Source organism: Afifella pfennigii DSM 17143, assembly GCF_000688515.1.
Taxonomy (GTDB): domain Bacteria; phylum Pseudomonadota; class Alphaproteobacteria; order Rhizobiales; family Afifellaceae; genus Afifella; species Afifella pfennigii.
The window spans coordinates 1-21,483 of the sequence record NZ_JHZK01000028.1; the positions used below are offsets into that span (position 1 = coordinate 1).

At 67.0% G+C, this 21,483-nt stretch carries 21 protein-coding genes; 6 read left to right on the forward strand and 15 right to left on the reverse strand.

What is annotated here, in order from left to right; genetic code table 11:
• Positions 1-292: IS4 family transposase (locus Q331_RS22110; protein WP_034492672.1), on the forward strand; the 292-nt coding region annotated here is incomplete at its 5' end.
• A gap of 474 nt (positions 293-766) precedes the next feature.
• Here the strand turns inward: Q331_RS22110 and Q331_RS0115870 are convergent.
• A complete protein-coding gene (locus tag Q331_RS0115870; RefSeq protein ID WP_156953382.1) occupies positions 767-1,747 on the reverse strand; it encodes a hypothetical protein in 981 nt (326 codons plus the stop codon).
• 263 nt (positions 1,748-2,010) lie between these two features.
• The gene (locus Q331_RS0115880; protein WP_034492677.1) at positions 2,011-2,556 is read right to left on the reverse strand and encodes a hypothetical protein; all 546 of its coding nucleotides are present in this window, start codon (positions 2,554-2,556) and stop codon (positions 2,011-2,013) included.
• A 722-nt stretch (positions 2,557-3,278) separates the two neighbouring features.
• Here Q331_RS0115880 and Q331_RS0115890 point away from each other — a divergent pair.
• Positions 3,279-3,779 carry a DUF4405 domain-containing protein gene (locus Q331_RS0115890; RefSeq protein WP_026381485.1) on the forward strand — a complete coding sequence of 167 codons (501 nt, stop codon included), beginning with the start codon at positions 3,279-3,281 and terminating at the stop codon, positions 3,777-3,779.
• A gap of 69 nt (positions 3,780-3,848) precedes the next feature.
• On the opposite strand, the gene Q331_RS0115895 is transcribed toward Q331_RS0115890, so the two are convergent.
• The 3 genes from Q331_RS0115895 to Q331_RS0115905 all read right to left on the reverse strand — a co-directional run bounded on the left by Q331_RS0115895 (position 3,849) and on the right by Q331_RS0115905 (position 6,917).
• Positions 3,849-4,823 carry an HAD family hydrolase gene (locus Q331_RS0115895; protein WP_210164976.1) on the reverse strand — a complete coding sequence of 325 codons (975 nt, stop codon included), beginning with the start codon at positions 4,821-4,823 and terminating at the stop codon, positions 3,849-3,851.
• Between the two features lie 103 nt (positions 4,824-4,926).
• Positions 4,927-6,609 (reverse strand): arylsulfatase, encoded by a 1,683-nt coding sequence (locus tag Q331_RS0115900; RefSeq protein ID WP_026381487.1) that lies wholly within the window; start codon positions 6,607-6,609, stop codon positions 4,927-4,929.
• A gap of 74 nt (positions 6,610-6,683) precedes the next feature.
• Positions 6,684-6,917, reverse strand: a complete 234-nt coding sequence (locus tag Q331_RS0115905) for a hypothetical protein (protein ID WP_026381488.1) — start codon at positions 6,915-6,917, stop codon at positions 6,684-6,686.
• A 258-nt stretch (positions 6,918-7,175) separates the two neighbouring features.
• Between Q331_RS0115905 and Q331_RS0115910 the strand changes: the two genes are divergently transcribed.
• Together Q331_RS0115910 and Q331_RS0115915 are read left to right on the forward strand one after the other, a co-directional pair.
• The gene (locus tag Q331_RS0115910; RefSeq protein ID WP_026381489.1) at positions 7,176-7,919 is read left to right on the forward strand and encodes a hypothetical protein; all 744 of its coding nucleotides are present in this window, start codon (positions 7,176-7,178) and stop codon (positions 7,917-7,919) included.
• A 99-nt stretch (positions 7,920-8,018) separates the two neighbouring features.
• The gene (locus Q331_RS0115915) at positions 8,019-8,978 is read left to right on the forward strand and encodes a tetratricopeptide repeat protein (RefSeq protein ID WP_156953383.1); all 960 of its coding nucleotides are present in this window, start codon (positions 8,019-8,021) and stop codon (positions 8,976-8,978) included.
• 44 nt (positions 8,979-9,022) lie between these two features.
• Here Q331_RS0115915 and Q331_RS22115 read toward each other — a convergent pair whose 3' ends face one another.
• Both Q331_RS22115 and Q331_RS22120 read right to left on the reverse strand, forming a co-directional pair.
• Positions 9,023-9,664 carry an isochorismatase family protein gene (locus Q331_RS22115; RefSeq protein WP_051631257.1) on the reverse strand — a complete coding sequence of 214 codons (642 nt, stop codon included), beginning with the start codon at positions 9,662-9,664 and terminating at the stop codon, positions 9,023-9,025.
• A gap of 262 nt (positions 9,665-9,926) precedes the next feature.
• Positions 9,927-11,942, reverse strand: a complete 2,016-nt coding sequence (locus tag Q331_RS22120; RefSeq protein WP_156953384.1) for a hypothetical protein — start codon at positions 11,940-11,942, stop codon at positions 9,927-9,929.
• Between the two features lie 160 nt (positions 11,943-12,102).
• Between Q331_RS22120 and Q331_RS0115935 the strand changes: the two genes are divergently transcribed.
• Complete coding sequence (locus Q331_RS0115935) at positions 12,103-13,539, forward strand: phospholipase D-like domain-containing protein (RefSeq protein WP_026381491.1); 1,437 nt, start codon at positions 12,103-12,105, stop codon at positions 13,537-13,539.
• Between the two features lie 33 nt (positions 13,540-13,572).
• Here Q331_RS0115935 and Q331_RS0115940 read toward each other — a convergent pair whose 3' ends face one another.
• The 4 genes from Q331_RS0115940 to Q331_RS0115955 all read right to left on the reverse strand — a co-directional run bounded on the left by Q331_RS0115940 (position 13,573) and on the right by Q331_RS0115955 (position 16,744).
• A complete protein-coding gene (locus tag Q331_RS0115940) occupies positions 13,573-14,370 on the reverse strand; it encodes a hypothetical protein (protein WP_026381492.1) in 798 nt (265 codons plus the stop codon).
• 116 nt (positions 14,371-14,486) lie between these two features.
• A complete protein-coding gene (locus tag Q331_RS24430) occupies positions 14,487-15,209 on the reverse strand; it encodes a cell wall hydrolase (RefSeq protein ID WP_084175103.1) in 723 nt (240 codons plus the stop codon).
• 124 nt (positions 15,210-15,333) lie between these two features.
• Complete coding sequence (locus Q331_RS0115950; protein WP_156953385.1) at positions 15,334-15,633, reverse strand: hypothetical protein; 300 nt, start codon at positions 15,631-15,633, stop codon at positions 15,334-15,336.
• 163 nt (positions 15,634-15,796) lie between these two features.
• On the reverse strand, positions 15,797-16,744 hold the full coding sequence (locus tag Q331_RS0115955) for a 1-phosphofructokinase family hexose kinase (protein ID WP_026381494.1): 948 nt from the start codon (positions 16,742-16,744) through the stop codon (positions 15,797-15,799).
• A 168-nt stretch (positions 16,745-16,912) separates the two neighbouring features.
• Here Q331_RS0115955 and Q331_RS0115960 point away from each other — a divergent pair, with 168 nt between their 5' ends.
• Complete coding sequence (locus tag Q331_RS0115960; RefSeq protein WP_026381495.1) at positions 16,913-17,686, forward strand: sulfite exporter TauE/SafE family protein; 774 nt, start codon at positions 16,913-16,915, stop codon at positions 17,684-17,686.
• A 19-nt stretch (positions 17,687-17,705) separates the two neighbouring features.
• Here the strand turns inward: Q331_RS0115960 and gcvPB are convergent, their stop codons facing one another.
• Genes gcvPB through gcvH form a run of 4 tightly spaced genes read right to left on the reverse strand, consistent with a single transcriptional unit; the run spans position 17,706 to position 21,482 of the window.
• A complete protein-coding gene (gcvPB, locus tag Q331_RS0115965; protein WP_051631259.1) occupies positions 17,706-19,274 on the reverse strand; it encodes an aminomethyl-transferring glycine dehydrogenase subunit GcvPB in 1,569 nt (522 codons plus the stop codon).
• Complete coding sequence (gene gcvPA / locus Q331_RS0115970; protein WP_026381497.1) at positions 19,271-20,614, reverse strand: aminomethyl-transferring glycine dehydrogenase subunit GcvPA; 1,344 nt, start codon at positions 20,612-20,614, stop codon at positions 19,271-19,273. Before gcvPA ends, gcvPB begins: the two co-directional genes overlap by 4 nt.
• 38 nt (positions 20,615-20,652) lie before the next feature.
• Positions 20,653-21,114, reverse strand: a complete 462-nt coding sequence (locus Q331_RS0115975) for an OsmC family protein (protein WP_026381498.1) — start codon at positions 21,112-21,114, stop codon at positions 20,653-20,655.
• On the reverse strand, positions 21,111-21,482 hold the full coding sequence (gene gcvH / locus Q331_RS0115980; protein WP_026381499.1) for a glycine cleavage system protein GcvH: 372 nt from the start codon (positions 21,480-21,482) through the stop codon (positions 21,111-21,113). Before gcvH ends, Q331_RS0115975 begins: the two co-directional genes overlap by 4 nt.
• Position 21,483: the final 1 nt, after the last annotated feature.

Here is a 21,483-nt window from a genome sequence, read left to right on the forward strand (position 1 = left end):
CAAAAGGCGCTGGGCCATCGAGCTGTTCTTCCGGTGGGTCAAGCAGACGCTCAAGATCAGGCATTTTCTCGGGCGCGGCGAGAACGCCGTGCGCATCCAGATCGCCGTGGCGCTCATCGCCTTCCTCATCCTGCGCCTCGCCCAGGCCGCCCAGAACGCCATTCAAAGCCCGCTCGCCTTCGCCAGGCTCGTGCGCGCCAACCTCATGCACAAAAAGCGCATCGACCGCCTGATCGAGCCACCCCCAGAGCCGTCCAAGGACCCCAACCAAATGCTCCTGCAATGGGCGTGAAATTAAACCGGACAGCCGTGGGTCAAGCCTTGGCATGACGACAGATGAAGGCGTCGTTTCGTCGTCCTGCCGCTTAAGCACGACGAGACATGCGGGAGGCGTTATTCAGGCCGTCTCGCCGCGCGCCGCTCACCGCCCGCTCACCCGGGCACCTCTCCAGCACGGGGAGCCGCACCCCTGTCAGGGCGGCCTGCGGCGGAAAGCTCAAAAATGCGGCGGCGGCTGACGGGCTGTGGCATGGCTGGCCGGGTCAAGCCCGGCCATGACGACAACGAATGCCGAGTTTGAGACTGTCGCCATGCCAAGGCCCCGCCTTGGCATCCATTCCACGGCCTCGCCTACGGCAGCATCGGCTTGCAATCATCCGCCTTGGAATTCTACTAAATTATTGATTTTTTTTTCATTTAATTTGATGTCTGCCGTCGATCTTCGAGGATCCGCCGGACCGTCTCCTCGCCATCACTCAGGACTGGCTCAGGGGCAAAACTCGCCTGGCGGTGCAAATTCGGGCCCGCGCGCGCATTCATAAGCCCTGGCACGAAACATTGTTGGTTCCCCGCTACCGGTCGAAAACGACGCCAACCGCTCCCAAATCGCAGCAACCGAACCATCGAGCAATCCATCCCACCGATAGACGGCGTCCAGACCTTCATCCTGTCCAAGGTTGACGTCGATGACCGCCTCGATCGCCCAGTCGGGGATCTTCGGCTCGGAGGGTGCCATATCCGTCTCGATGTCGTCGATCTCGCCCAGCAACAGATCAGTGGCTACCGCCGGGGCAACGACATTGCCCGACCTGTCCGGCCATGGACCTCGGGAAACGGCGCCGGCATGTTCCAGTTCTCCCCAAGCTGCGGCGGTTTCGATAGGCGAGCGCACATCGAGACAGGGTGAACCAAGGCACGCTTCGCCTTGTGCCGCCGTCGCCCCGATTTCCATGCGCCCGGCGGCCATGATCATGGCCCGATTGCCCATGATCGGCCGGGTCATCAGCCGCCATCCCACATGCGGGCCCACACCGAATTCTTCCTCTCCCGCTACGTGTTCATCACCGAGCGTGCCGATGAGATCGTCGCGAATGGCCGGCCCGAGATTGAAACGGACCACTTCGATATAGCTGATCGGAAGGGGAGCCGCGCTCGGCGGGGCGTCGATCCAATTGGTCCCATAGCGTATCCGATAGCGTACGCGTTCCAGCCCAGGCTCCGACATATCGAGGGCAAAAACGGCCAGCGGCATCGGACCGATGTCGGCAGCAGGCAACAAGGCCGATTGCGGGCTGGCCTCAGAAAGGGCTTCGTTGATGGCGTCCCATAACCGGTCCGCCTCCACCGCAGCGTAGCCGCCCGCGTTGACGAACTGCGCCGATGGATCGGCATGGACGGGACATGGAGCAAGTCCCGTCATTACCGCCATGCCTGAGAAGAGGGCAATTGCAGCTGGGGTTTTCATCATGCCTCCGGAACTGTGCAAACGCCGGTCGGTTCACCGTATCGCCTGCCTTCCTCCACCTCGCTGATGGCGCGGCCGAGCACCGCCTAAGCGGAGAAGTTGAGATAGCGGAATTCGTGGCGACCGGTTTCGTCAGGCTGGGTGAAGGCCAGCGTGATCGCGAAATCGACCGCCACGCTCAAGAGAAGGAACGGCGAGGTCGTGGTCCCGACGGATCGAGCGACACTGACATCTCACATCGCGTCGTTTCCTTTTCCTGGCGCCGCTCAGCCCGCGAGATGAAGCACGGTGTCGAAGGTGCCCTCGACCGTGATGCAATCCTCGCTATCGAGTTCAGACATCGCGCTTTCGCGCTTGCACAAAAACGCGGAGAACGCGCCCCTTGCCCTGCCCTTCTCGCCCTCAATAGCCAAGGTCTCTACGGTAATGGAGGCGTGGGCGGGGTCCTCGTCGCTGACGTAGAAATTCCGCATCCCTTCGGGAAAGTAACTCACCGACGCTTCGGCGCCCGCTGCGTCGGACCCGCTGACGGGACCGATGTCGACACTCAGTACACCACGCATCATGCTTTCGGCTTCAGGGTCGTGTGCTTGGATCGACACCATGCTTATGGGGCCAAAGCTGCGGATTTCCGCCGTGGCTGTGTCTTCCGAGGGCACATGCAAGGTCTCGCCGCGATAGGACACGCCGTCGATGGTGGCCTCAACCGTGCCGATGGGCACCGTTGTCTGCGCCCATGCCGCGCCGGAAAGAAAAAGAAACGCAAAAACGGTCCAGGCAAGCAGCCCGAACAGCTTTGGTGATGATGTCATGGTCCCTGTCCGTTGGTTCTGGTGGTGCCGGTGTTCGTGGCGGCAGGCTCTAACACCGGCGCCGGGACGCCACCCCATTCGTTCAGACGGGGCATCGCCGAAACTTGAGCGATAGAAGCGGAAACTGACAATTGCGAGCCGATCGGGGCGGCTTCATCGGAGCATGTCGTGGTTCAATGGACACCGCGAAGTCAGAGCCTGTCGACGGCGGAACGGCATGGATGCCAAGGTGGGGCCCTGGCCTGACGACAGATGAACGCGTCGTTTCGTCGTCCTGCCGCGCGCCGTTCGGCGCCCGCTTAGGCGGGCATTTCTCTACCACGGGGAGCCACACCGCCATCAGGTAGCCTGCGGTGGAGAGCCCACAATCCCGCTGACGGGCTGTGGCATGGTTGGCCGGGTCAAGCCCGGCCATGACGACAACGAATGCCGAGTTTGAGACTGTCGTCATGCCTGGGCCCCGCCTTGGCATCCATTCCACGGCCTCGCTTACGGCACCATCGGCTTTCCGGCGCCCGCCTTAGAAATCTTCTAAGTTGCTGATTAAATTCATTTAATTTGATTCCCGCAAGGCGCGGGCGTAGCTCTTGCCGCGAAAGCCGACGGCATGCTCAAAGCGCCCGCCGGCGCCGCAGGAGAGCGGCGCCGGAGGCCCCCGCTCTCCCGCCCCGCCGGCCCGGACGCGGCCCTGCGGCCCGCCCAGCACTTGTCGGAGAAAAGAAATGTCCGCGCTTTCCGCCCGCAACATCGTCACCCCGGTGATGATCGTCCTCTTCGTCGTCTCCTCCGTCACCGGGGTGATGCTGCTCTTCCACTGGTATGGCGGCCTGGTGCGCTTCTCGCACGAATGGCTGTCGATCGCCTTCATCGCGCTCGGCGGCTGGCATCTGGTGCGCAACTGGAAGCCCTTCACGCTCTATTGGAAGCGCAGCGCCGCCGTCGCCGCCTTCGCCGTCAGCCTCGCAGCCTCCGTCCTCATCACCGGCATGACCGGCACGAGCTCCAATGTCAGCCCCGGCGCGGTGTTCCGCGCCGTCACCAGCGCCAGCCTGGAGGATGCCGCGCCCGCCTTCGGCCTCACCCCGGAAAAGGCGGTGGAGGTGCTGAAGGGCGCGGCGATTGCGGCAGAAAGCGGCGAGACCTTGAACGCCATCGGCGCGCGCGCCGGGCGCAGCGGCGCGGAGGTCGCCTCGCTGCTGGCCAAGAACGGCGGGCGGCCCTGAACGGCCGCCCCTTGAGGCCCCGGCCGCTTCAGCACGGGCCGAAGGCGAGCGCGCGCCCCGCGCCCGCCTTCACTTCGCGAACACCGTCTTCCAGTCCTTGGCCATATCGACGAGCGTCCAGCCGTTGATGGCCGCCGCGTCGAGGCCCTTGTCCAGCTTGCCGAAGGTCGCCTGGCGATCATAGGCCCATTCGCGCTTCGCATCGGTGTGGTGCACGTAGAGGCAGAAATCGGGCCCCGGCGGCAGGCAGGTATATTGCAGCATCTGCAGGTCGCCGTCGGAATTGCCGAAGGCGGCGATCGGCTTGCGGCCGATATGCATCTGGATGCCGACGGGCTTGCCCGGACCGTCATCGACGAAGTCGATCTCGGGGAGCTTTTCCAGGATCGGGCGGCCGTCGACCACGCTGAATTTCAGCTTGCCGGCGCTGCCGACGACCTCCTGGGGCGGCACCCCGTAGACCCGCTCGGTGAAGACGCGCATGAAGTCGATGCCGCCGCCGGAGACGATGAAGGTCTTGAAACCATTGGCCCGCAGATAGGCGAGAAGCTCCAGCATCGGCTGATAGGTCATCTGCGTATAGGGCACATCCCTCGTCGGATGCCTGGCGGTGGCGAGCCATTCCTCCACGACGGCGGCGAATTCGTCCGTCGTCATGCCCGCATGCGTTGCGCCGACGACGGCGGCGACGTCCTTTTCGCCATTGGCGAAGGCGGTCTTCAGATCGCCCTTGAGGATGGATGCATAAGGCTCCTGCGTCTGCCATTCCGGATGCTGCGGCGCCAGGGCCTTGACCCGGTCGATGGCGAAGAGGAGCTGGAAGTAGGCGGGCTGCTCGGCCCAGAGCGTTCCATCGTTGTCGAAGACGGCGATGCGCTCGGCTTCGTCGACGAAATCGGCGCTCGCCTCGCTGGAGACGCCTTCCACGAAGGCGATGATGGCCTGTTTGCTGGCGCCCTCGTTCCAGGACGGCAAGGGATCGTCCTGGGCCATGGCGGGCGCGGCGAAAAGGATCGCCGCGAGGGCCAAGAGGCGGGATGGCATGCACGGCATCTTCGTCCACCCTTCAGGCTGCGGGCCGTTCAGGGATCGGCCCAGACTGGAAAGGGCCGGGCCCATTCGGGCCCGGCAGTTCGTCATTGACGGCTCAGTTGCCGGTGGGCAGCCCAATGGTGACGCCCTCCTTCTCCAGCGCATCGCGCACATACTGGAAGCGCTGGTAGCGGCTGAGCGTGATCGGTCCGCTGTAGGTCTCGCTCTGGAGCTTGCGGGGCGGATACTGGACATAGGTCTTCATGAGGTCCGCCACCGCCTGGTTGGCCGGAACCACGGCCCAGGTGCTCTCGGTGAAGTTGGTCATGAAGATGTCGTAGCGCTCCTGCGGATCGGCAAGCAGGTCGAAGACCTGCGGAACCGTCGCGACATAGCTCGAGGCGCCCTTCCAGCCGAGGTTGGTGTCGACGGCGAGCCCGCCCGTGTCGGCACCGTCGTCACCGCGCAGGTTGAAGACGTATTTGAAGTTGCCGACGCGCACGGCGCCCGGCGTCAACTCATCCTCGGTGAAGTAGAACCAGTTGTTGCGCTCGGAGGCTCCGGTGCCGGTGAGCACGGGCGTCATATCGAAGCTGTCGAAGACGATCGGCTGGTTCTCGCGGTCCTGCGTCGGCAGGTCGATACCGGCGAGCGAGGCGAAGGTCGCCATCAGATCGAGGCCGCCGGTGATGTCGTGGCTGACGCTCGCCGGCGCGATCCTGCCCGGCCAGCGCGCGAAGGTCGGCACGCGGCTGCCGCCCTCGCGAACCGTGCCCTTGGTGCCGCGGAAGGGGGTATAGCCCGCATCCGGATAGACATCCTGCCAGGCGCCGTTGTCGACGGTGTAGAAGACCAGCGTATCGTCGGTGAGGCCAAGCTCGTCGAGCTTGTCGAGCACGTTGCCGACCCGCGCGTCGAGCTCCACCACCGCATCGGCGTATTTGGACTTGGAGATGGACTGACCCTCAAAATCGGGGTGCGGCAGGTTCGGCTGATGGTTCTTCATGAAGTTGAGGTTGATGAAAAACGGCGTGTCGGAATCCTGTGCCGCGTCCTCCAGGAACTCGATCGCCGCCGCTTCCACGTAGGCGTCGAGGAAGGGGATGCCGACGACGCCCTGATCGGGGGTGTCGACGTACTCGCCGTTGACCTTCCAGACCTCCGTCGCCTCCTCGCCGGCATTGCCGGACAAAGCGCCCTTGGTGGAATCCTGGAAGACCTTCCTCACCTCGTCGCTCATGCCCGGAAACCAGTTCGTATCGGGGTAGGTGTAGGCGTTGAGGTGATAGAGGAAGGCGTATTTCATCACGTCGTAGCCCTGCGCGTTCGGCAGAGCGTAGTCGCTCTCGCCCAGATGCCATTTGCCGGTGAAGTAGGTCTTGTAGCCGGCCTCCTTGAGGAGGGAGGCGAGCGTCCATTCGGCCGCCGGCAGACCGCCGCCCTGGCCCTGGAAGGCCACGGTGGTCATGCCGCTGCGGTTGGGATTGCGCCCGGTCTGGATGGCGGCGCGGCCGGGGGTGCAGGAAGGCTGGCCGTAGAAGTTGGTGAAGGTCATGCCCTCGGCGGCAAGCTTGTCGAAGGCCGGCGTCGGCATGCCGCGCCCCTCGCCGCCGAGATAGGGCCCAAGGTCGCCCCAGCCCGTATCGTCGGAAACGATGAGGAGGATATTGGGCTTGCTGCCGGCAGCCTCCGAATCCTGCGCCTTGGCCGGGGCGGCGATAAAGCCTGCCGAGAAGACGGCGGCACCGAGGGCGAACGCTGCCAATCCTCGCCACGGAAACGCTTCGCGCTTGCGCATTTGTTCATGCATCGAGAAATCTCCCTCATGCTTGGTGAAAACCGGCCTTCGTCCTTTCTGGCTCGGGGCCACGATCACGGCGCGCAGGCGAGGCGCTCCAGGATTTCCGCCTCAAGCTCTTTGACGATCTCCTCGTATTCGCGGATCTTCTCCGAGTTGGCCTCGGCCGCCTGACGCCAATGCGCCAGCGCCGCGCAGGCCTGGTCGTAGTCGGAAACGATGGCGCGGAAGTCCTCGTCCCTGGCGCATCTGCGACGGATCTGAAATTCGCGCTCCGGCCAACGCGCCACGAAGAAGGTCTCGCGCACTTTGCCTGCACTCTCCTAAGGCATGTCGTCGAAGATCGAAGCACGCGAACTGTCACCCGCCTCATCTCCCGCGCCCTCTGGCGCTTTCAGGCGTTTTTGTGTCTTTTCACGATCTTCTGGAAGCAACGAACATGTTCGAACCTTTGCCAATACAGCCGCAAACAGGCGGTGTGCCGCCCGATTGCGAGCAAACCGTCTCGCAAAAACTCGCCGCCCGGTGTAAAATCGTTCGCAGTCAGCGTTGCGGAGACATCGACCGTGCAGCCCGCGGCGGCCACAGATCGGGGCGATGCTTGCGCAGGGCCGGCGCCGGAAGACATTCTGGCCGAGCTCGACCGCCTGCTGGCGGCGGCCGAATTCGAGGCAAGCGAGCGGCGTCGGCGGTTCCTGCGCTTCGTCGTGGAGGAAAGCCTCGCAGGCCGGGCCGGGGCCCTGAAGGGCTTCGCCATCGCGCTCAAAGTCTTCGGCCGCGACGAGACTTTCGACGCCCAAGCCGATCCGGTGGTGCGCATCGAGGCACGGCGATTGCGGCGCGATCTCGACAGCTACTATATGGGAGAAGGCGCGCGCGACGCGGTGCGCATCTCCATCCCCAAGGGCGGATACGCGCCGAGGTTCGACTGGCGCGTGGAGGCAGACAGGGCTGGCGATGCCGGGCCGCCGAATGCGGCGTCGAGCGAGGCCCCGGCAAGGCGCGACACGGACGGCCAACCGGTCGTCACGCCCCCCGCGCCCGCAAATTCGGCAAAGCGCGGGCGCTGGCTCGCTCTGGCGGGCCTCCTCATTGCGGGGGCGATCGCGGCGTCTTCGTTCTGGCAGCTTGTCGTCGCCGATCCCGAGCCGGCCACGACGGAGCGGGGCAACCCGAAGGTGGTGGTGTTTCCGTTTCGCGCCATCGACGCCTCGGACGCCTCCGCCTCCCTTTCCGCGGGTCTGAGCGCGGAGCTCGTCGTCGATTTGCGCAAATTCGAGGGGCTGCGCCTCTACCAGCCGTCCGGCTAGGCCGTCTCCTCCGCGGCGATCTCGGAACGCATCGGCGCGGGCATCGTCTATCTGCTGAGCGGCGACGTGCTGTCGGAGGGCACGCGCACGGAGATCTCCGTGCGTTTGCTCGAGGCGGAGACGAACGAGGTCGTGTGGAGCGAATCCTACGAAGTGCCTCTGGCTCCCGGCGCGATCATGTCGCTTCGCCGCGACGTCTCATCTCGCATTGCCACCGTGCTCGGCCAGCCCTACGGCGCCATCAGCGAGGATCTGCGCGCGCGGGACGCGGCGCTCGCGCCGGAAAGCATCGGCAGCTATCTGTGCGTGCTGAGGTCGTACAATTACAGGCGAAGCTTTTCGGCCGCCGCGTTCGCGCCGATGCGCGCCTGCCTGGAAGCGGCGGTCGAACGCGACCCCGCCTATGCCGACGCCTGGGCCATGCTGGGCTGGATCTACATGGACGATGGCCGCTTCGGCTTCAGCGGCGGCGAGGCGCAATCGCTCTACCGGCAGGGGGAGGAGGCGGCCGCCAGGGCGATCGAGCTTGAGCCCGACAACGTTCTCGCCTTGAAGGCGCTGTCGTCGATCCGCCATTACATGGGCCGCTACGAGGAAGCCGAAGCGCTGGCGCGGCGCGGCGCCGAGCTCAACCCTCACGATCCCGACACGCTGGCGCAGCTCGGCTGGCGGCTGGCGGCGCGCGGCAATTTCGCCGAAGGCATCCCGCTTCTCCAGCAAGCCATAGAACGCTCGCTCGACCCGCCGGGCTGGTACTTCCACCTCTTGGCGATGCATCGTTATTTTCAGGGCGACTACGAGGCCATGCTGACGACGGCCCAGCGCTCGGCGCGGGACGGATCGCAATACAGCCAGGCGCTCATCGCTCTGGCCGCGCTGCGGCTGGCCCGGCCGGACCAGGCGGCAAGCGCCGCCGCGAAGGTGCCGTCGGACAGCGTGCTGCGCCAAAATCCGGGAGCGTTTTTTGCGCGGCACGGCACCACCGAGGCCATCGCGCAGGAGATGGTCGCGGGGCTGCGCGAGGCGTTTGCCTTCGGCGACAGCACGGACGCCGATTGAAGCAGACCGCGCCGGCCGCACCCCCAACCCGCGCGCCGCCGGTCTCAGCAGACGTCGAAGGCGAAGGAGACCTGCGGCGGACGCCTTTGGCGCAGCGCCGCCTCCAGTTCGGCGGTGCGGGCGATGCGGGCGCAGGTCTGCGCCGCCTTCTTCAGGCCGGCCTCGTGCTCTTCGGGCGACAGATCGGCCATGGCATCGGCCAGCATGAAGGGGCGGATGTCACGCATGAAGGCGTCGATGGCCGTCGACAGGCAGCCGATGGAGGTATGGATGCCGGCGATGAGAAGGCTGTCGCGGCCGAGACGGCGCAGGCTCACCTCCAGCTCGCTGGCGTAAAAGGCGGAGTAGCTGCGCTTTTCGAGGCGGGTGACCGGCAGGCCGTCCAGCCGGAGGGCCGGCGCCGGCTCTCCGTCGCCAGCCTCGGAAGAGGCCGCCGGGGCCCGCCGCCTCGCCCAGATGTCGTAGAGCAGGCCCGCCTCGCCCTCCCGCCGCGCCGGCGGCATCCTGGAGGCAAAGACCGGCACGCCCCTTGCCGCGCAAAGCCGGGCGAGCCGCTCCGCCTCGGCAAGGATGCGCTTTCTCTCCCGGCCGCCGAGCGGGGCCAGTTCCTCGCCCTCCAGGTCGTGCAGCAGGAGCGCGGAACGGGCGGGATCGATCTCCCAATCGACATTGTTCACAATCTTCACCGGCCTTCCTCCGATGGGGCCGCCGTGAACCGGGAGATGTCGTGGTGGAAAATGACCTTGCTCGCCCGAAACACGGCGGCAATGGTCAAAAAGATGACGACTGCCGCTTCCTAGAGGAAGCGCCAATAAAAGCTGACAGGTCGGATGCGTCGCTCGTTCATCGCCGCTTCTTCACCACGGAACGGGCCGAAGATCAAGCCATGACGGGGCTGGGAGGCGGCGGCACGGCGCCGCCCCCTCGCATCGGCGGGAACGGGCCCTCTCAGAGCGCGGCCACCTTCTCCTCCAGCTCGGCGGAAAGCTGCCGCAAGGTCCGCCGGGCGGCATCGGCGCGGTCCATGGCGGCCAGCACCTCGTCCTCGGAGCGGGCGAGATCGTCGAGATAGCGGTTCGCCAGATCGCTGCCGCGCGGCGCGGCGGCAAGGTTCTGGCGCAGCCGCGCCTGGTTCTGGGCCAGCCGCTCGGCCTCCTCCTCGGCGGTTTGCAGCGCCTTTTCTGCCTGGCGCTGGCGCGATCTCACCTCGGCGATAGCCTTCAACTTGCCGGCAAGCTCCTCCGAGACGCCCTTGGAGGAGGCGATGGAGAGGATGAAATCGGCGTCGGCGTCGGCGATGGCGTAGGTCTCCTCCACCAGCCGGTCCTCGGTGACGGTGACCTGCCGGCGCTCACCGGCGGGGATGGCGGCGTGCACCAAGAGCCGGGCGGCATCGCTCTCTTCCTCCGTCGTCGCGCCCTCAACGCTCGCCTCCCAGCCCGGCCGGCGCGGATGAACGATGCGCAGGGAGCGGCCGGCGTCGGCGGCGCCGGTGACGTCGTAGGTGGTGAGGGCGCGGTGGCGGCGGGTCGCGGTCAAGACGCCCTCGGCGACGCGGGCGGCGATGATCGCCTCGACCGGCCTGTCGGAGACCTTGACGTTCACCTTGCGGTCGGCGGCGAAGGCAAGCAGCGTCTCCTCGCCGGGCGCCACCGCGCGCAGCATGGCATCGCCCGTATAGCCGCTCGCCGGGTCGAAGAGCGTGACGATGCCGGGGGAAAGCGAGGTCTCGCCGGCATTGACGAGGCGCACGGCGGCGCGCGGATGCTCGCCCCCCGCCCCGCGCTCAAAGACGGAAAAGCGCTCCGCCTCCAGCTCGCGGTCGACGACCGGCAGGGTCAGCGAGCCTCCCTCGGCAAGGTCGACCGGAAAGGGAACGGTATAGGTGACGGCGAGGCTGGCTTCGGCGCCCTGCGCCTCCGCCGTCGGGGCGGAGATAGCCTTGGGCGCGGCGGCGGGGGCGGCCTCGGCCATGTCGGCAAGGCCGGCGCCGAGCGCCTCAAAGCTGCGCTGGCGCGAAAGGAGCGGCATCCCCCGCTCCTCCTCCGGCGCCATAGCCACCGGCACCTCCTCGCGGTCGGCCCAATGGGCCGCATGCAGGCTCTGCTTCAGCGTCACCGGCGCGCCGGAGGTCAAGGACAGGCGCACGCCCCGCCAGTCGGCGCCGGAGAAATTCTCCACCACCGCCCAGGATTGCAGGCGCGCCTTCATCGCTTCGCCTTCCGCCGCCTCGCCTTCCGGCGGCAGGACGAGCCTGTGCGCGCTCTTCCAGACGGGGGCCGGCACGACATAGCGGATGGCCACCTGGCGCTCGCCCTCGCCCTTCAGCGACACGGCAAGGCGTAGCGTGCCTTCGGTGCGGGCGGCGGCGAGGATGTCGACGGCGTCGGCGAGCTTGGCTTTGAGCGCCTCCTCGCGCAGGGAAAGCCGCGTGGCGGCATCGAGCGGCACGGAGACGATCTCGCCATCGGCGGTGGAGAGCGAGAGCAGCATCTCCTCGGCGCCGTCGCCGAGCTGGCGGCGGGAAACGCCGAGAACGCGCCCGGAATGGGTGGTGCCGTCGCGCTCCGCCTCGGCCGCCGCGCCGGTCAGCGCCGCCATCAGGCTCGCCGGCGAGGCAAGGTCGGAAGGCTGGAAGGGCATGGTGCGGAAAGCGGCCTGCGTGCCGTCGGGCCCCGGCAGGGCGACGCCGCGCACCGTGCCGGCGGGGTCGGAGACGAGAAGGCTCTTCAACACGTCGTCCACCTGATCGGAGGGCACGGCAAGGACGAGCTCGCCATCGCCGGCAAGGCGGGCCGTGCGCACGATCTCCGCCAGCCCGCCGGAGGAAAGCGCCACTTCGGCCACCGGCGCGGCCTCCTGCGCGGCCGCATCCGTGGGGATGGCGGCAAACGGCATGGCGGCGAGAAGGCAGGCGGCGGGCAGCGTCAGGGAAAGGAAATGGCGGGCGCTTGGGAGCAGCATCAGGGCCTCTTCTGTCATCACGATCTTGCGGGCCCATACTAGGCTTGCGCAATGACGGCCAGAAGAAGACGATCCGCCGCCCGCGATGGCACGCCGCCTTGCCTGCGGCGACCGGCTGCGCCACATCTAGCCGCCGGCGCCGAGCCGTATGGGAAGCCCGATGCCCGAGAAGGACCCCGTCTCGCTCCTCAACGACCGGACCTGCTGGCGCAAGGCGCGGGCAGAGCGGCTGGCGGTGATCGTCGATGCCGCCGACTTCTTCCGCGCCGCCAAGGAGGCGATGCTGAAGGCGCGCCGATCGGTCTTGCTCATCGGCTGGGATTTCGACGCGCGCATCAAGCTGGAGCCGGAAGGCGAGACGCTGGAGGGGCCGAACGCCGTCGGCAGCTTCCTCAACTGGCTGGCCAAGCGCCGTTCCGATTTGGAGATCCGCATCCTCAAATGGGACGCCGGCGTCATGCAATCGCTCGCCCGCGGCGAGACGCCCTTCTACATGCTGCAATGGCTGGCGCCCGGGCGCGTCGAGATGAGGCTCGACCACGCCCATCCGCCGCTCGCCGCCCACCATATGAAGCTCATCGTCATCGACGACGCGGTTGCCTTTTGCGGCGGCATCGACATGACGCTCGGACGCTGGGACACCTGCGCACACGAAGAGGGGCGCAAGGGGCGGCGCTCGCCTTGGGGGTTCAGGCTCGATCCCTGGCACGACGCCACGACCTGCATCTCAGGCCCGGCGGCAGAGGCGCTCGGGGCGCTGGCGCGCCAGCGCTGGCTGCGCGCGACGGGCGAGGACCTGCAACCGGTGAAAGCCACTCACGAGGCCTGGCCGGAAAGCCTGAAGGCGAACCTTCGCGACATCCAGATCGGCATCGCCCGCACCATCCCCGCCTATGACGGGCACGCGCAGGTGAGCGAGATCGAGGCGTTGAAGCTCGCCATCATCGCCGGCGCCAAGCAGAGCCTTTATATCGAAAGCCAGTATTTCGCCTCCATCACCATCGCCAAGGCGATCGCGGCGCGGCTCGCCGAACCCGACCCGCCGGAAATCGTCGTCCTCAATCCCGACACGGCCGAAGGCTGGCTGGAAGCCAAGGTGATGGATTCGGCGCGCACGCAGATGCTGCAGCGCATCAGGGCGGCCGACCGGCAGGGCCGTTTCCGCATCCTCTACCCGGTGAACGAGGCGGGCACGCCCATCTACGTGCACGCCAAGATCATGATCGCCGACGACCAAGTGCTGAAGATCGGCTCGGCCAACCTCAACAACCGCTCCATGGGCTTCGACACCGAATGCGACGTGGTTCTTGAAGCCGGCGGCGACCGCGCGGTCGGAGAAGAAATCCTCGCCATCCGCAACCGGCTCCTCGCCGAGCATCTCGGCCAGGAGCCTCAGACCGTGGAGGCGGCGCTGGCGCGCGCCGGCGGCTCCATGATCGCGGCGATCGATGCCTTGAACGGGGAGGCGCCCCGCCTTGAGCCCATGCCCATGCGCGAGCTCACCGCCAAGGAGGAGGCGCTTGCCGATTCCGACCTTGCCGATCCGGAGCGGCCGCGCGACTTCTGGCGCTCCCTGCCCGCCTTCCTGCGCCGCTAGGCAGGGCGCCTCTCGCCTTGCCGCCAGCCGCCCTCAGAAGGTGCAGTTGCTGGAATAGGCGGGGTCCTGGGTGTAGGTCGTCACCGGATTGGCGTTGGCCGGCCAGTTCACGGTGATGTCGAAGCCGCAGGCGCAGCTCGATTGCGCCGTGGAAGAGCCCTTCACCCAGGAGACGAATTTGTAGCTCCAGGTGGCGACCTCGGCCTGGTTGTCCTTGCCCTGATCGGTGTTGTCCCACCAGCGCGTGCGCCCGTTGCCGCGCTCGATGAGAACCGCCGCGTTATCGGCCCAGCGGTAATTGTCGCCGCCGAAATTGGGGTTGTTCTGGGTGCCGCCGCCGCGCGGATATTGCGGGAAGGGGTTGGTGGCGGTGTTGTCGACGTTGAAGGTGACGCCCCCCACCAGCTGACCGGCGGCGCCGGTGGCATTGGTGGGGTTGATATTCGGGTTCGGCTCCACGCCGCCATTGCCGGTGATGGTGAGGGTAAGGAGCTGGCCGCTGGTGCATTGGCTCTCCGTTCCCGTCAGCGTCGCGTTGGCGCCGAAGCCGGTCTTCTGCGAGGGCGCCGCGCCCGCCCAATTGGCGCTGTTGACGCCGGTCGGGCAGGCATATTCGTAGGTGGTGGTGCAGGTCGTGCGTGCCCCGCCGGTGCGCTCGGTGCATTCGGGAAAGCCGGGGCGCTGCGCGGCCGAGCAAATGATCTGCGTGCCGGGATCGGCGCGGGCCATGGTCATGTTGGTGCAGCCGCAAACGGCCAGAGCCTCCCCGGCGGGCAGAGCGAGGGCAAAGGCGGCGGCAAAGGCAAAGGTGGGGGTCGGAGCGCGGCGCATGTCTTCCTCCCTGAATGCCCTGAATGCGTGCGGGCCTGGATGCGTGCAAGGGGCGAGCCTAGCGCAGCTTCCGTGCGACATAAACTTCAGGTTGAATTTTATGCTGAACTTTTCGTTCAGTTGAGGGCGATCAATTCCTCAATGCTCCGCGGCGCAGGCGCGGGGGCCGGCATGGCGGCCAGCACCGGCGCCGGGCGCGGCTGCACGGGCGCGGCCGGCGCGAAGACCACCTGGCGGGAGGGCGCGGCGGGCGCGCGCGAGCGCGTATCGGCCACCATGATCGGCGCGCGCGGCTTTGCCTGCGGCGCCTCTCTCGGCACGGAACGTTTCGCCTTGGCGGCGGCGATGACCACCTCCTGCGGCCGGTTCTGCCGGCCGGGCAGCGCCTTGCGCTTGACGTAGAAGGAATTGCCCCCGGCCATCAGCACGTAATGCATGTTGGAATAGGGGAAGCTGTAGCCGGCGGTGTGGAAGAAGCGTGCCTCGCCGACGCCCGGATGACGCTTGCCGCGCAAGACCTCCTTGGCCATGCGCTGCGCCCGCGGGCGGCCGGAATCGGTCATCGGCTTCGACAGCAAGCCCTTGGCGAACTGGTTCTTCTGGCCGACGACGGCACAGACGTCGTTGGGGAAATCCTTCGACTTGACGCGGTTCATCACCACGGTGCCGACCGCCAGCATGCCTTCGTCGCTGGAGCGGTTGGATTCAAAATACATGGCGCGCTGCATGCATTCCAGCGACGACATGCGCTTGGGGGCCGAACCACAGCCGGCGAGCGCCAGGGCGGTGCCAAGCGTCAGCCAGGAGGCAAGCCTGCGAAAACGACGAGATACAAACATTCGCGACCTTCGAGGCCGCACGCGGCCGCCTCATGGCGCGAATTGTCCAGAAACCGGTAAAGAAATGATTAGGATACCGCCAAGCGGCGCGGAGCCGGCCAGCCGGCCCCGCCCACGGGCGCGTTCAGCGCAGCTTGGCGACCAGCGGGTCGTCGGCCGGATGGGTCAGCGAAATCTGACGCTTGGCGGAAGGCTGCGCGGAGGCGCCGTCGGCGCAACCCGGCGTAATATTGGGCCAGGTGTCGCGCGCGCACACGACCTCCCAAGCCCCGTCGATGCGCGCCGCCACGACCGAGGCCGGCACGTCGGAGCCGGTGGCCTCGCCGAGCGTGGTATAGGCGAGCGTCATGAAGACGGCGGTGCCCGCAATGGCTGCCGTCAAAGACCTGCGCGTGGAGCTGCGCGTGAAAACTTTCCTTGTCATCAACCTCTCCCTGGGGGCCTCCGCATCTTGTGGCGGATGTCCAACCCCAGCGCTGTGCATTGCCGCACAAGTCTGAAAGAGAGGTTCGGTTCCCGGAAAGGCCGCAGCTTTTTGCGCGCCAAGGTAAAGCCAAGGCAAATTTTACGAAAAAATTACGCCAATTCTATTCGGCGAGGTCGCCGTCGCGCTCGGCGACTTCCTCAAACAGCCGCTCGACATCCTCAAGGTAGCAGAGCGCCGTGCCGGGGGTGAGGGCCGTCGCCGCGCCGGCCGCGGTCGCATAGCGCAGCGCATCGACGGGCGCCTCGCCCTGCCACAGGCGCAGGACCATCGCCGCCAGGAAGCTGTCGCCCGCCCCGGTGGCGGAGAGCGTCTTGACCTCCGGCGGGCGGCAGAAATGCGCCTCCTCCCGGCTCACCAGCAGCGCCCCGCTGCGCCCGAGCGTCACGGCCAGCATCTCGACCCCGCCCGCGCCGACGATCTCCTGCGCCGCCTGCATGGCGGCCCGCGGCCCGTGCAGCTCGCGCCCGACGACGCCGGCCAGCTCGCCAAGGCTCGGCTTGGCGAGGGCGACATGCCCCGCTTTGAGCGCGCGCTTCAAATGCGGGCCGGAACTGTCGAGGACGAAGCGGGCGCCCTTTTGCGTCACCATCCGTGCGATGCGGGCATAGAAATCCTCCGGCACGCCGGGCGACAGGCTGCCGGAGGCGACGAAATAGTCGCATTCGGCCGCCGCAACCCGCTCAAGGCAGGCGTCCTGTTCGGCTTGCGAAAGCATCGGGCCTTCCGGCACGAAGCGGTATTCCTGACCGCTGGCGCGCTCAAAGACCGTGTGCGCCATGCGCGTCATGCCGGCGATGCGGACCTCCTGGCGGCGGACGCCTTCGCGCTCCAGAAGCTCGCCGAGGACGAGGCCGGTCGCCCCGCCGGAACAGACGATGGCTTCCACCTCGCCGCCGAGGCGCTGCAGAACGCGGGCGACGTTGACGCCGCCACCGCCGGGATCAATGTGGCTTTGCCTGGTGCGGATCTTGTGCAGGGGGCGCACCAGCTCCGCCTCGCTGCTGTCGTCGATGGTCGGGTTGACGGTGAGGGTGACGAAGGCGGTCATGAAATCCTCAAAGGCTGCGAAGAGGCGGCGGACGGAACAGGAGGTGGGCAGCTAGGGTCTAACGGACGGGTTTGAAGCGTTCGTGGCGGTGCATGCACCGAATTGCGCCCGTGCACCAGGACGACCATCGGCGCGATTGATCGGGCGCCGGCTTCGGCGCATGACCTCATGGCCATGGATTTCCTCTTCTGGCTGCCGGCGGATCTCGGCCTGCCCGCGGCGCTCCTCATCCTCGCCGCGAGCTTCTTTTCCTCCGCGCTGACGGCCGCTTTCGGGCTGGGCGGCGGTATTACCATGCTCGCCGTTTTGGCGCTGGTGCTTCCCGTCGCAGCCGTCATACCGATCCATGGCGTGGTTCAGCTCGGCTCCTGCCTCAGCCGCACCTTCGTGCAGCGGCGCATGGTTCGCTGGCAGATGGTCTGGCCCTTTCTCCTCGGGGCGCTTGTCGGCGCGCTCGTCGGCGCGCGCTTCGTCGTCGCCCTGCCGGAAGCTTTCCTGAAGAGCGTGCTCGGCGTGTTCATCCTGGCGATGCTGTGGGGGAAGATACCGGTCCTGAAGCTACGCGTGCAGCGGCTCGTCTTCGCCCTCATCGGCGTCGTGACCAGCTTCCTGACCATGTTTCTGGGCGCCACCGGCCCCTTCGTCGCCGCCTTCGTGGCGCCCGCGCTCGGCGACCGGCGCGAGGTCATCGGCACGCATGCGGCGATGATGACCTTTCAGCACCTTTTCAAGGTGATCGCCTTTTCCGCGCTCGGCTTCGCCTTCGCCGCCTGGGTGCCGCTGCTCGCCGGGCTTCTGGCGGTCGGCTTTCTCGGCACGCTCGCCGGCAGCCACGGGCTTTCGCGCATGCGCGAGGCGGATTTCCGCCTCGCCTTCCGGCTTCTCGTCTCGGTGCTGGCCCTCGACCTCATCCGCCGCGGGCTGACGCCGCTGTTTGCCTGAAGCTTTCAGGCGCCTGAGGCTATTCCGCCGCCTCGGCCTGCTCTTCAGGCCCGGGCGCCGTCCAGCGCAGAACCGGCTTGCGCGCCGCACCCGTCTCGTCGAGGCGCCGACGGGGGGCAAAGCGCGGCGCCTCGGTGAAGCGCTCCTTGTCGCCGCGCTTGGCGGCGAAGACGAGATCGCGCAAGGCCGCCACGAAGAGGTCGAGCGAGGCGCGGCTTTCCGATTCGGTCGGCTCAATCAGCATGGCGCCGTGGACGACGAGCGGGAAATACACCGTCATCGGATGGAAGCCCTCGTCGATCATCGCCTTGGCGAAGTCGAGCGTCGCCACGCCGGTCCCTTCCAGGAAATGCTCGTCGAAGAGCACCTCATGCATGGAGGGATGATCGGGATAGGGCAGCGTCATGACGTCGGCGAGCCGGGCACGCACGTAATTGGCGTTGAGGACCGCGTCCTCGGCCGCCTGGCGCATGCCGTCGGCGCCATGGGAGAGCATCCAGGCGAAGGCGCGCACGAACATGCCCATCTGGCCGTGGAAGGCGGTCATGCGGCCGAAGGGATCGTCGGAGGCCGCCTCATCCGTCTCCACCAGGCGGTAGCCCGCCTCCGTCTTCTCGATCAGCGGCAGCGGCGCGTAGGGCGCCAGGGCCTCCGACAGGACCGTCGGCCCCGCACCCGGCCCGCCGCCGCCATGCGGCGTGGAGAAGGTCTTGTGCAGGTTGATGTGCATGGCGTCGACACCGAGATCGCCGGGCCGCACCTTGCCGAGGATGGCGTTGAAATTCGCCCCGTCGCAGTAGAAATAGCCGCCGGCCTCGTGCACCGCCTCGGCGATCTCCACGATATCGGTCTCAAACAGGCCGCAGGTATTGGGGTTGGTCAGCATGATGGCGGCGACCTCGCCTTCATGCGCCGCCATCACCTCGCGCACCGCCTCGGCGGCGACCGTGCCGTCCTCGCGCGCCGGCACCGCCACGACCTTGAAGCCGAGAAGCGCCGCGGTGGCCGGATTGGTGCCATGCGCCGATTCCGGCACCAGCACGACGCGCCTATCCTCGCCGCGCGCCTTCAGCGCCGCCTTGATCGACATCATGCCGCAAAGCTCGCCATGGGCGCCCGCCTTGGGGCTCATGGCGACGGAATGCATGCCGGTCAGCGTGCACAGATAGCGGCCGCATTCGTGGATGAGCTCCAGCGCCCCCTGCACGGTGGAGACGGGCTGCAGCGGATGGATGTCGGCAAAGCCCGGCAGGCGCGCCATCGCTTCGTTCAGGCGCGGATTGTGCTTCATCGTGCACGAGCCGAGCGGGTAGATGCCCATGTCGATGGCGTAATTCTTCTGCGACAGGCGCACGTAATGGCGCATCGCCTCCGGCTCCGAAAGCGCCGGCAAGTTCAGCTCCGCCTTGCGCTCATGCCCGCCGAGGCGCGGCCGGAAATCCTCCGGCTCCTCCATATCGACGCCGGAAATCTCCGCGCGGCCGATCTCGAACAGAAGCGGCTCCTCGATATCGAGCGCCCGGTTGCCGGTGAAGGTCTCGCGCTTCGGCTTCAGCGCGGCGATCGGATGGGGCAGGTCGTTCGTCATGCCAGCGCCCTCCTCAGCGCATCAGCAAAGCTTTCCATGTCCTCCTCGCTCGCCGTCTCCGTGGCGCAAACGAGAAGCAGGTCGTCGAGCCCGCAACCCGGCTCCAGCCGCGATACCGGCAGGCCGGCGAGGATGCCCTCGCCCGCCAGCTTCTCGGCGATTTCGGCGGCATCGCCCGGCAGGCGGATAGTGAATTCGTTGAAGAAGGCCTCGTTCAGCACCTCAACGCCCGGCACGGCGGCGAGGAGGTCGGCGAGCCGGCAGGCCTTGGCGTGGTTGGCGCGCGCCAGCGCCGTCAGGCCCTTGGCCCCCAAGAGCGTCATATGGGCGGTGAAGGCGAGCGCGCAGAGGCCGGAATTGGTGCAGATGTTGGAGGTCGCCTTGTCGCGGCGGATATGCTGCTCGCGGGTGTTCAGCGTCAGCACGAAGCCGCGCTTGCCGTCCTTGTCGTGGGTCTGGCCGCAGAGCCTTCCCGGCATCTGGCGGATGAATTTCTGGCGGGTGGCGAAAAGGCCGACATAAGGGCCGCCGAAATTGAGCGCGTTGCCGAGCGACTGCCCCTCGCCGACGACGATATCGGCGCCCGCGGCCCCCGGCGGCTCGATGAGGCCGAGCGCCACCGCCTCGGTGAAGACGGCAACGAGCAGCGCGCCCTTCTGACGGCAGCGCTCGGCGATCGGCTTCAGGTCGATAAGCTGGCCGTAGAAGGAGGGCGACTGCACCACGACGCAGGCCGTCTCATCGTCGATATCGGCGAGGATGTCCTCCGTGCCGCGGGGATCGGGCGGCAGGCAGAGGCATTCGTCGTCCTCCATCAGGGCGAGCGTTTCCACCACCTCGCGGTATTGCGGATGCAGCCCGCCGGAGAGCACGGCCTTTTCGCGCCTGGTCAGGCGGCAGGCCATCAAGACGGCCTCGCCCGTCGCGGTGGAGCCGTCATACATGGAGGCGTTGGCCACCTCCATGCCGGTCAGCTCGCAGACCTGCGTCTGGAACTCAAACAGGGTCTGCAGCGTGCCCTGGCTGATCTCCGGCTGATAGGGCGTGTAGGAGGTCAAGAACTCCGAGCGCTGGATGATATGGTCGACGCTCGCCGGCACATGGTGGTGGTAGGCGCCGGCGCCGAGGAAGAACGGGCCCTCCCCGGCGGCGCGGTTCTTGGCCGCCAATGCGCGCATCTGCCTGCCGACATCGAGCTCGCTCTTGTGTCCCGGCAGCTCCGGCAGGGCCTTGAGCAGCTTGTCCTCCGGCACGTCGCGGAAGAGCTCGTCGATATGGGCGGCGCCGATGGCGCGCAGCATGTCGGCACGGTCCTCGGCGGTATGGGGCAGATAGCGCATGTGGCTCCTTTCGGGTCGTCGGGGTGAAGGCCCGCGCCCTATTGACGGAAATCGACCACGACTTCCGACTTCAACGAATTGGCGATGAAGCAGAGGTCGTGGGCCTTGTTGTGGATCTTCTCCAGCATCGCCTGGTCGGGCGCCTCGCCGTCGAAGGTGACCTTAGGGCGCAGCGTGATCTTGACGACGGCCTTGCGCCGCGGCGCCACCTCGCCGAGCTCGCCCTCCGCCTCGTCCTCGTAATGGATGGGGGTGAAACCCCGCAGGCGGATGAGATCGAGAAAGAACAGCATGTGGCAGCTGGAGACGGAGGCGACGAGCCCCTCCTCCGGATCGACCGCGTCCTCGCGGATGAGCTCCGGCGCCAGCACGGCCGGGCCGGGCGAGGCCGGCACGACGAGGCCGGCATCGAGGCGCCATTCATGCGCGCGGCTGTGGCGGTTGGCGCGCACGTCCTCCGCCTCGCCGGACCAGACAATCTTGGCGAAATAGCTACTCATAATCCTTCGCAGAAGGTCTTGTAGGCGGCCTCATCCATGAGGCCGTCGAGTTGGCTCTTGTCGGAGAGCTTCAGGCGGAAGAACCAGCCATCGCCCTCCGGGGCCTCATTGACCGTCTGCGGAGCCTCTTCCAATGCGGCATTAATCTCCGTCACCTCGCCGGAGACGGGCGCGTAGACCTCGCTCGCCGCCTTGACCGATTCCACCACCGCGGCCTCGGCGCCCTTCTCCAGCGCCTTGCCGGCCTCCGGCAGCTCCACGAAGACGACGTCGCCAAGCTCGCCCGCCGCATAGGCGGAAATGCCGATCGTGGCGGTGTCTCCGTCAAGGCGCACCCATTCATGGTCCTTGGTGTAGCGGGTGGTCATT

Coding starts and splice junctions, on each gene's coding strand:
- Q331_RS0115870 (WP_156953382.1), bottom strand. CDS start 1,747: ATGATGAAAACCCCAGCTGCAATTGCCCTCTTCTCAGGCATGGCGGTA.
- Q331_RS0115880 (WP_034492677.1), bottom strand. CDS start 2,556: ATGACATCATCACCAAAGCTGTTCGGGCTGCTTGCCTGGACCGTTTTT.
- Q331_RS0115890 (WP_026381485.1), top strand. CDS start 3,279: ATGTCCGCGCTTTCCGCCCGCAACATCGTCACCCCGGTGATGATCGTC.
- Q331_RS0115895 (WP_210164976.1), bottom strand. CDS start 4,823: ATGCCATCCCGCCTCTTGGCCCTCGCGGCGATCCTTTTCGCCGCGCCC.
- Q331_RS0115900 (WP_026381487.1), bottom strand. CDS start 6,609: ATGCGCAAGCGCGAAGCGTTTCCGTGGCGAGGATTGGCAGCGTTCGCC.
- Q331_RS22120 (WP_156953384.1), bottom strand. CDS start 11,942: ATGCTGCTCCCAAGCGCCCGCCATTTCCTTTCCCTGACGCTGCCCGCC.
- Q331_RS0115935 (WP_026381491.1), top strand. CDS start 12,103: ATGCCCGAGAAGGACCCCGTCTCGCTCCTCAACGACCGGACCTGCTGG.
- Q331_RS0115940 (WP_026381492.1), bottom strand. CDS start 14,370: ATGCGCCGCGCTCCGACCCCCACCTTTGCCTTTGCCGCCGCCTTTGCC.
- Q331_RS24430 (WP_084175103.1), bottom strand. CDS start 15,209: ATGTTTGTATCTCGTCGTTTTCGCAGGCTTGCCTCCTGGCTGACGCTT.
- Q331_RS0115950 (WP_156953385.1), bottom strand. CDS start 15,633: ATGACAAGGAAAGTTTTCACGCGCAGCTCCACGCGCAGGTCTTTGACG.
- Q331_RS0115955 (WP_026381494.1), bottom strand. CDS start 16,744: ATGACCGCCTTCGTCACCCTCACCGTCAACCCGACCATCGACGACAGC.
- Q331_RS0115960 (WP_026381495.1), top strand. CDS start 16,913: ATGGCCATGGATTTCCTCTTCTGGCTGCCGGCGGATCTCGGCCTGCCC.
- gcvPB (WP_051631259.1), bottom strand. CDS start 19,274: ATGACGAACGACCTGCCCCATCCGATCGCCGCGCTGAAGCCGAAGCGC.
- gcvPA (WP_026381497.1), bottom strand. CDS start 20,614: ATGCGCTATCTGCCCCATACCGCCGAGGACCGTGCCGACATGCTGCGC.
- Q331_RS0115975 (WP_026381498.1), bottom strand. CDS start 21,114: ATGAGTAGCTATTTCGCCAAGATTGTCTGGTCCGGCGAGGCGGAGGAC.
- gcvH (WP_026381499.1), bottom strand. CDS start 21,482: ATGACCACCCGCTACACCAAGGACCATGAATGGGTGCGCCTTGACGGA.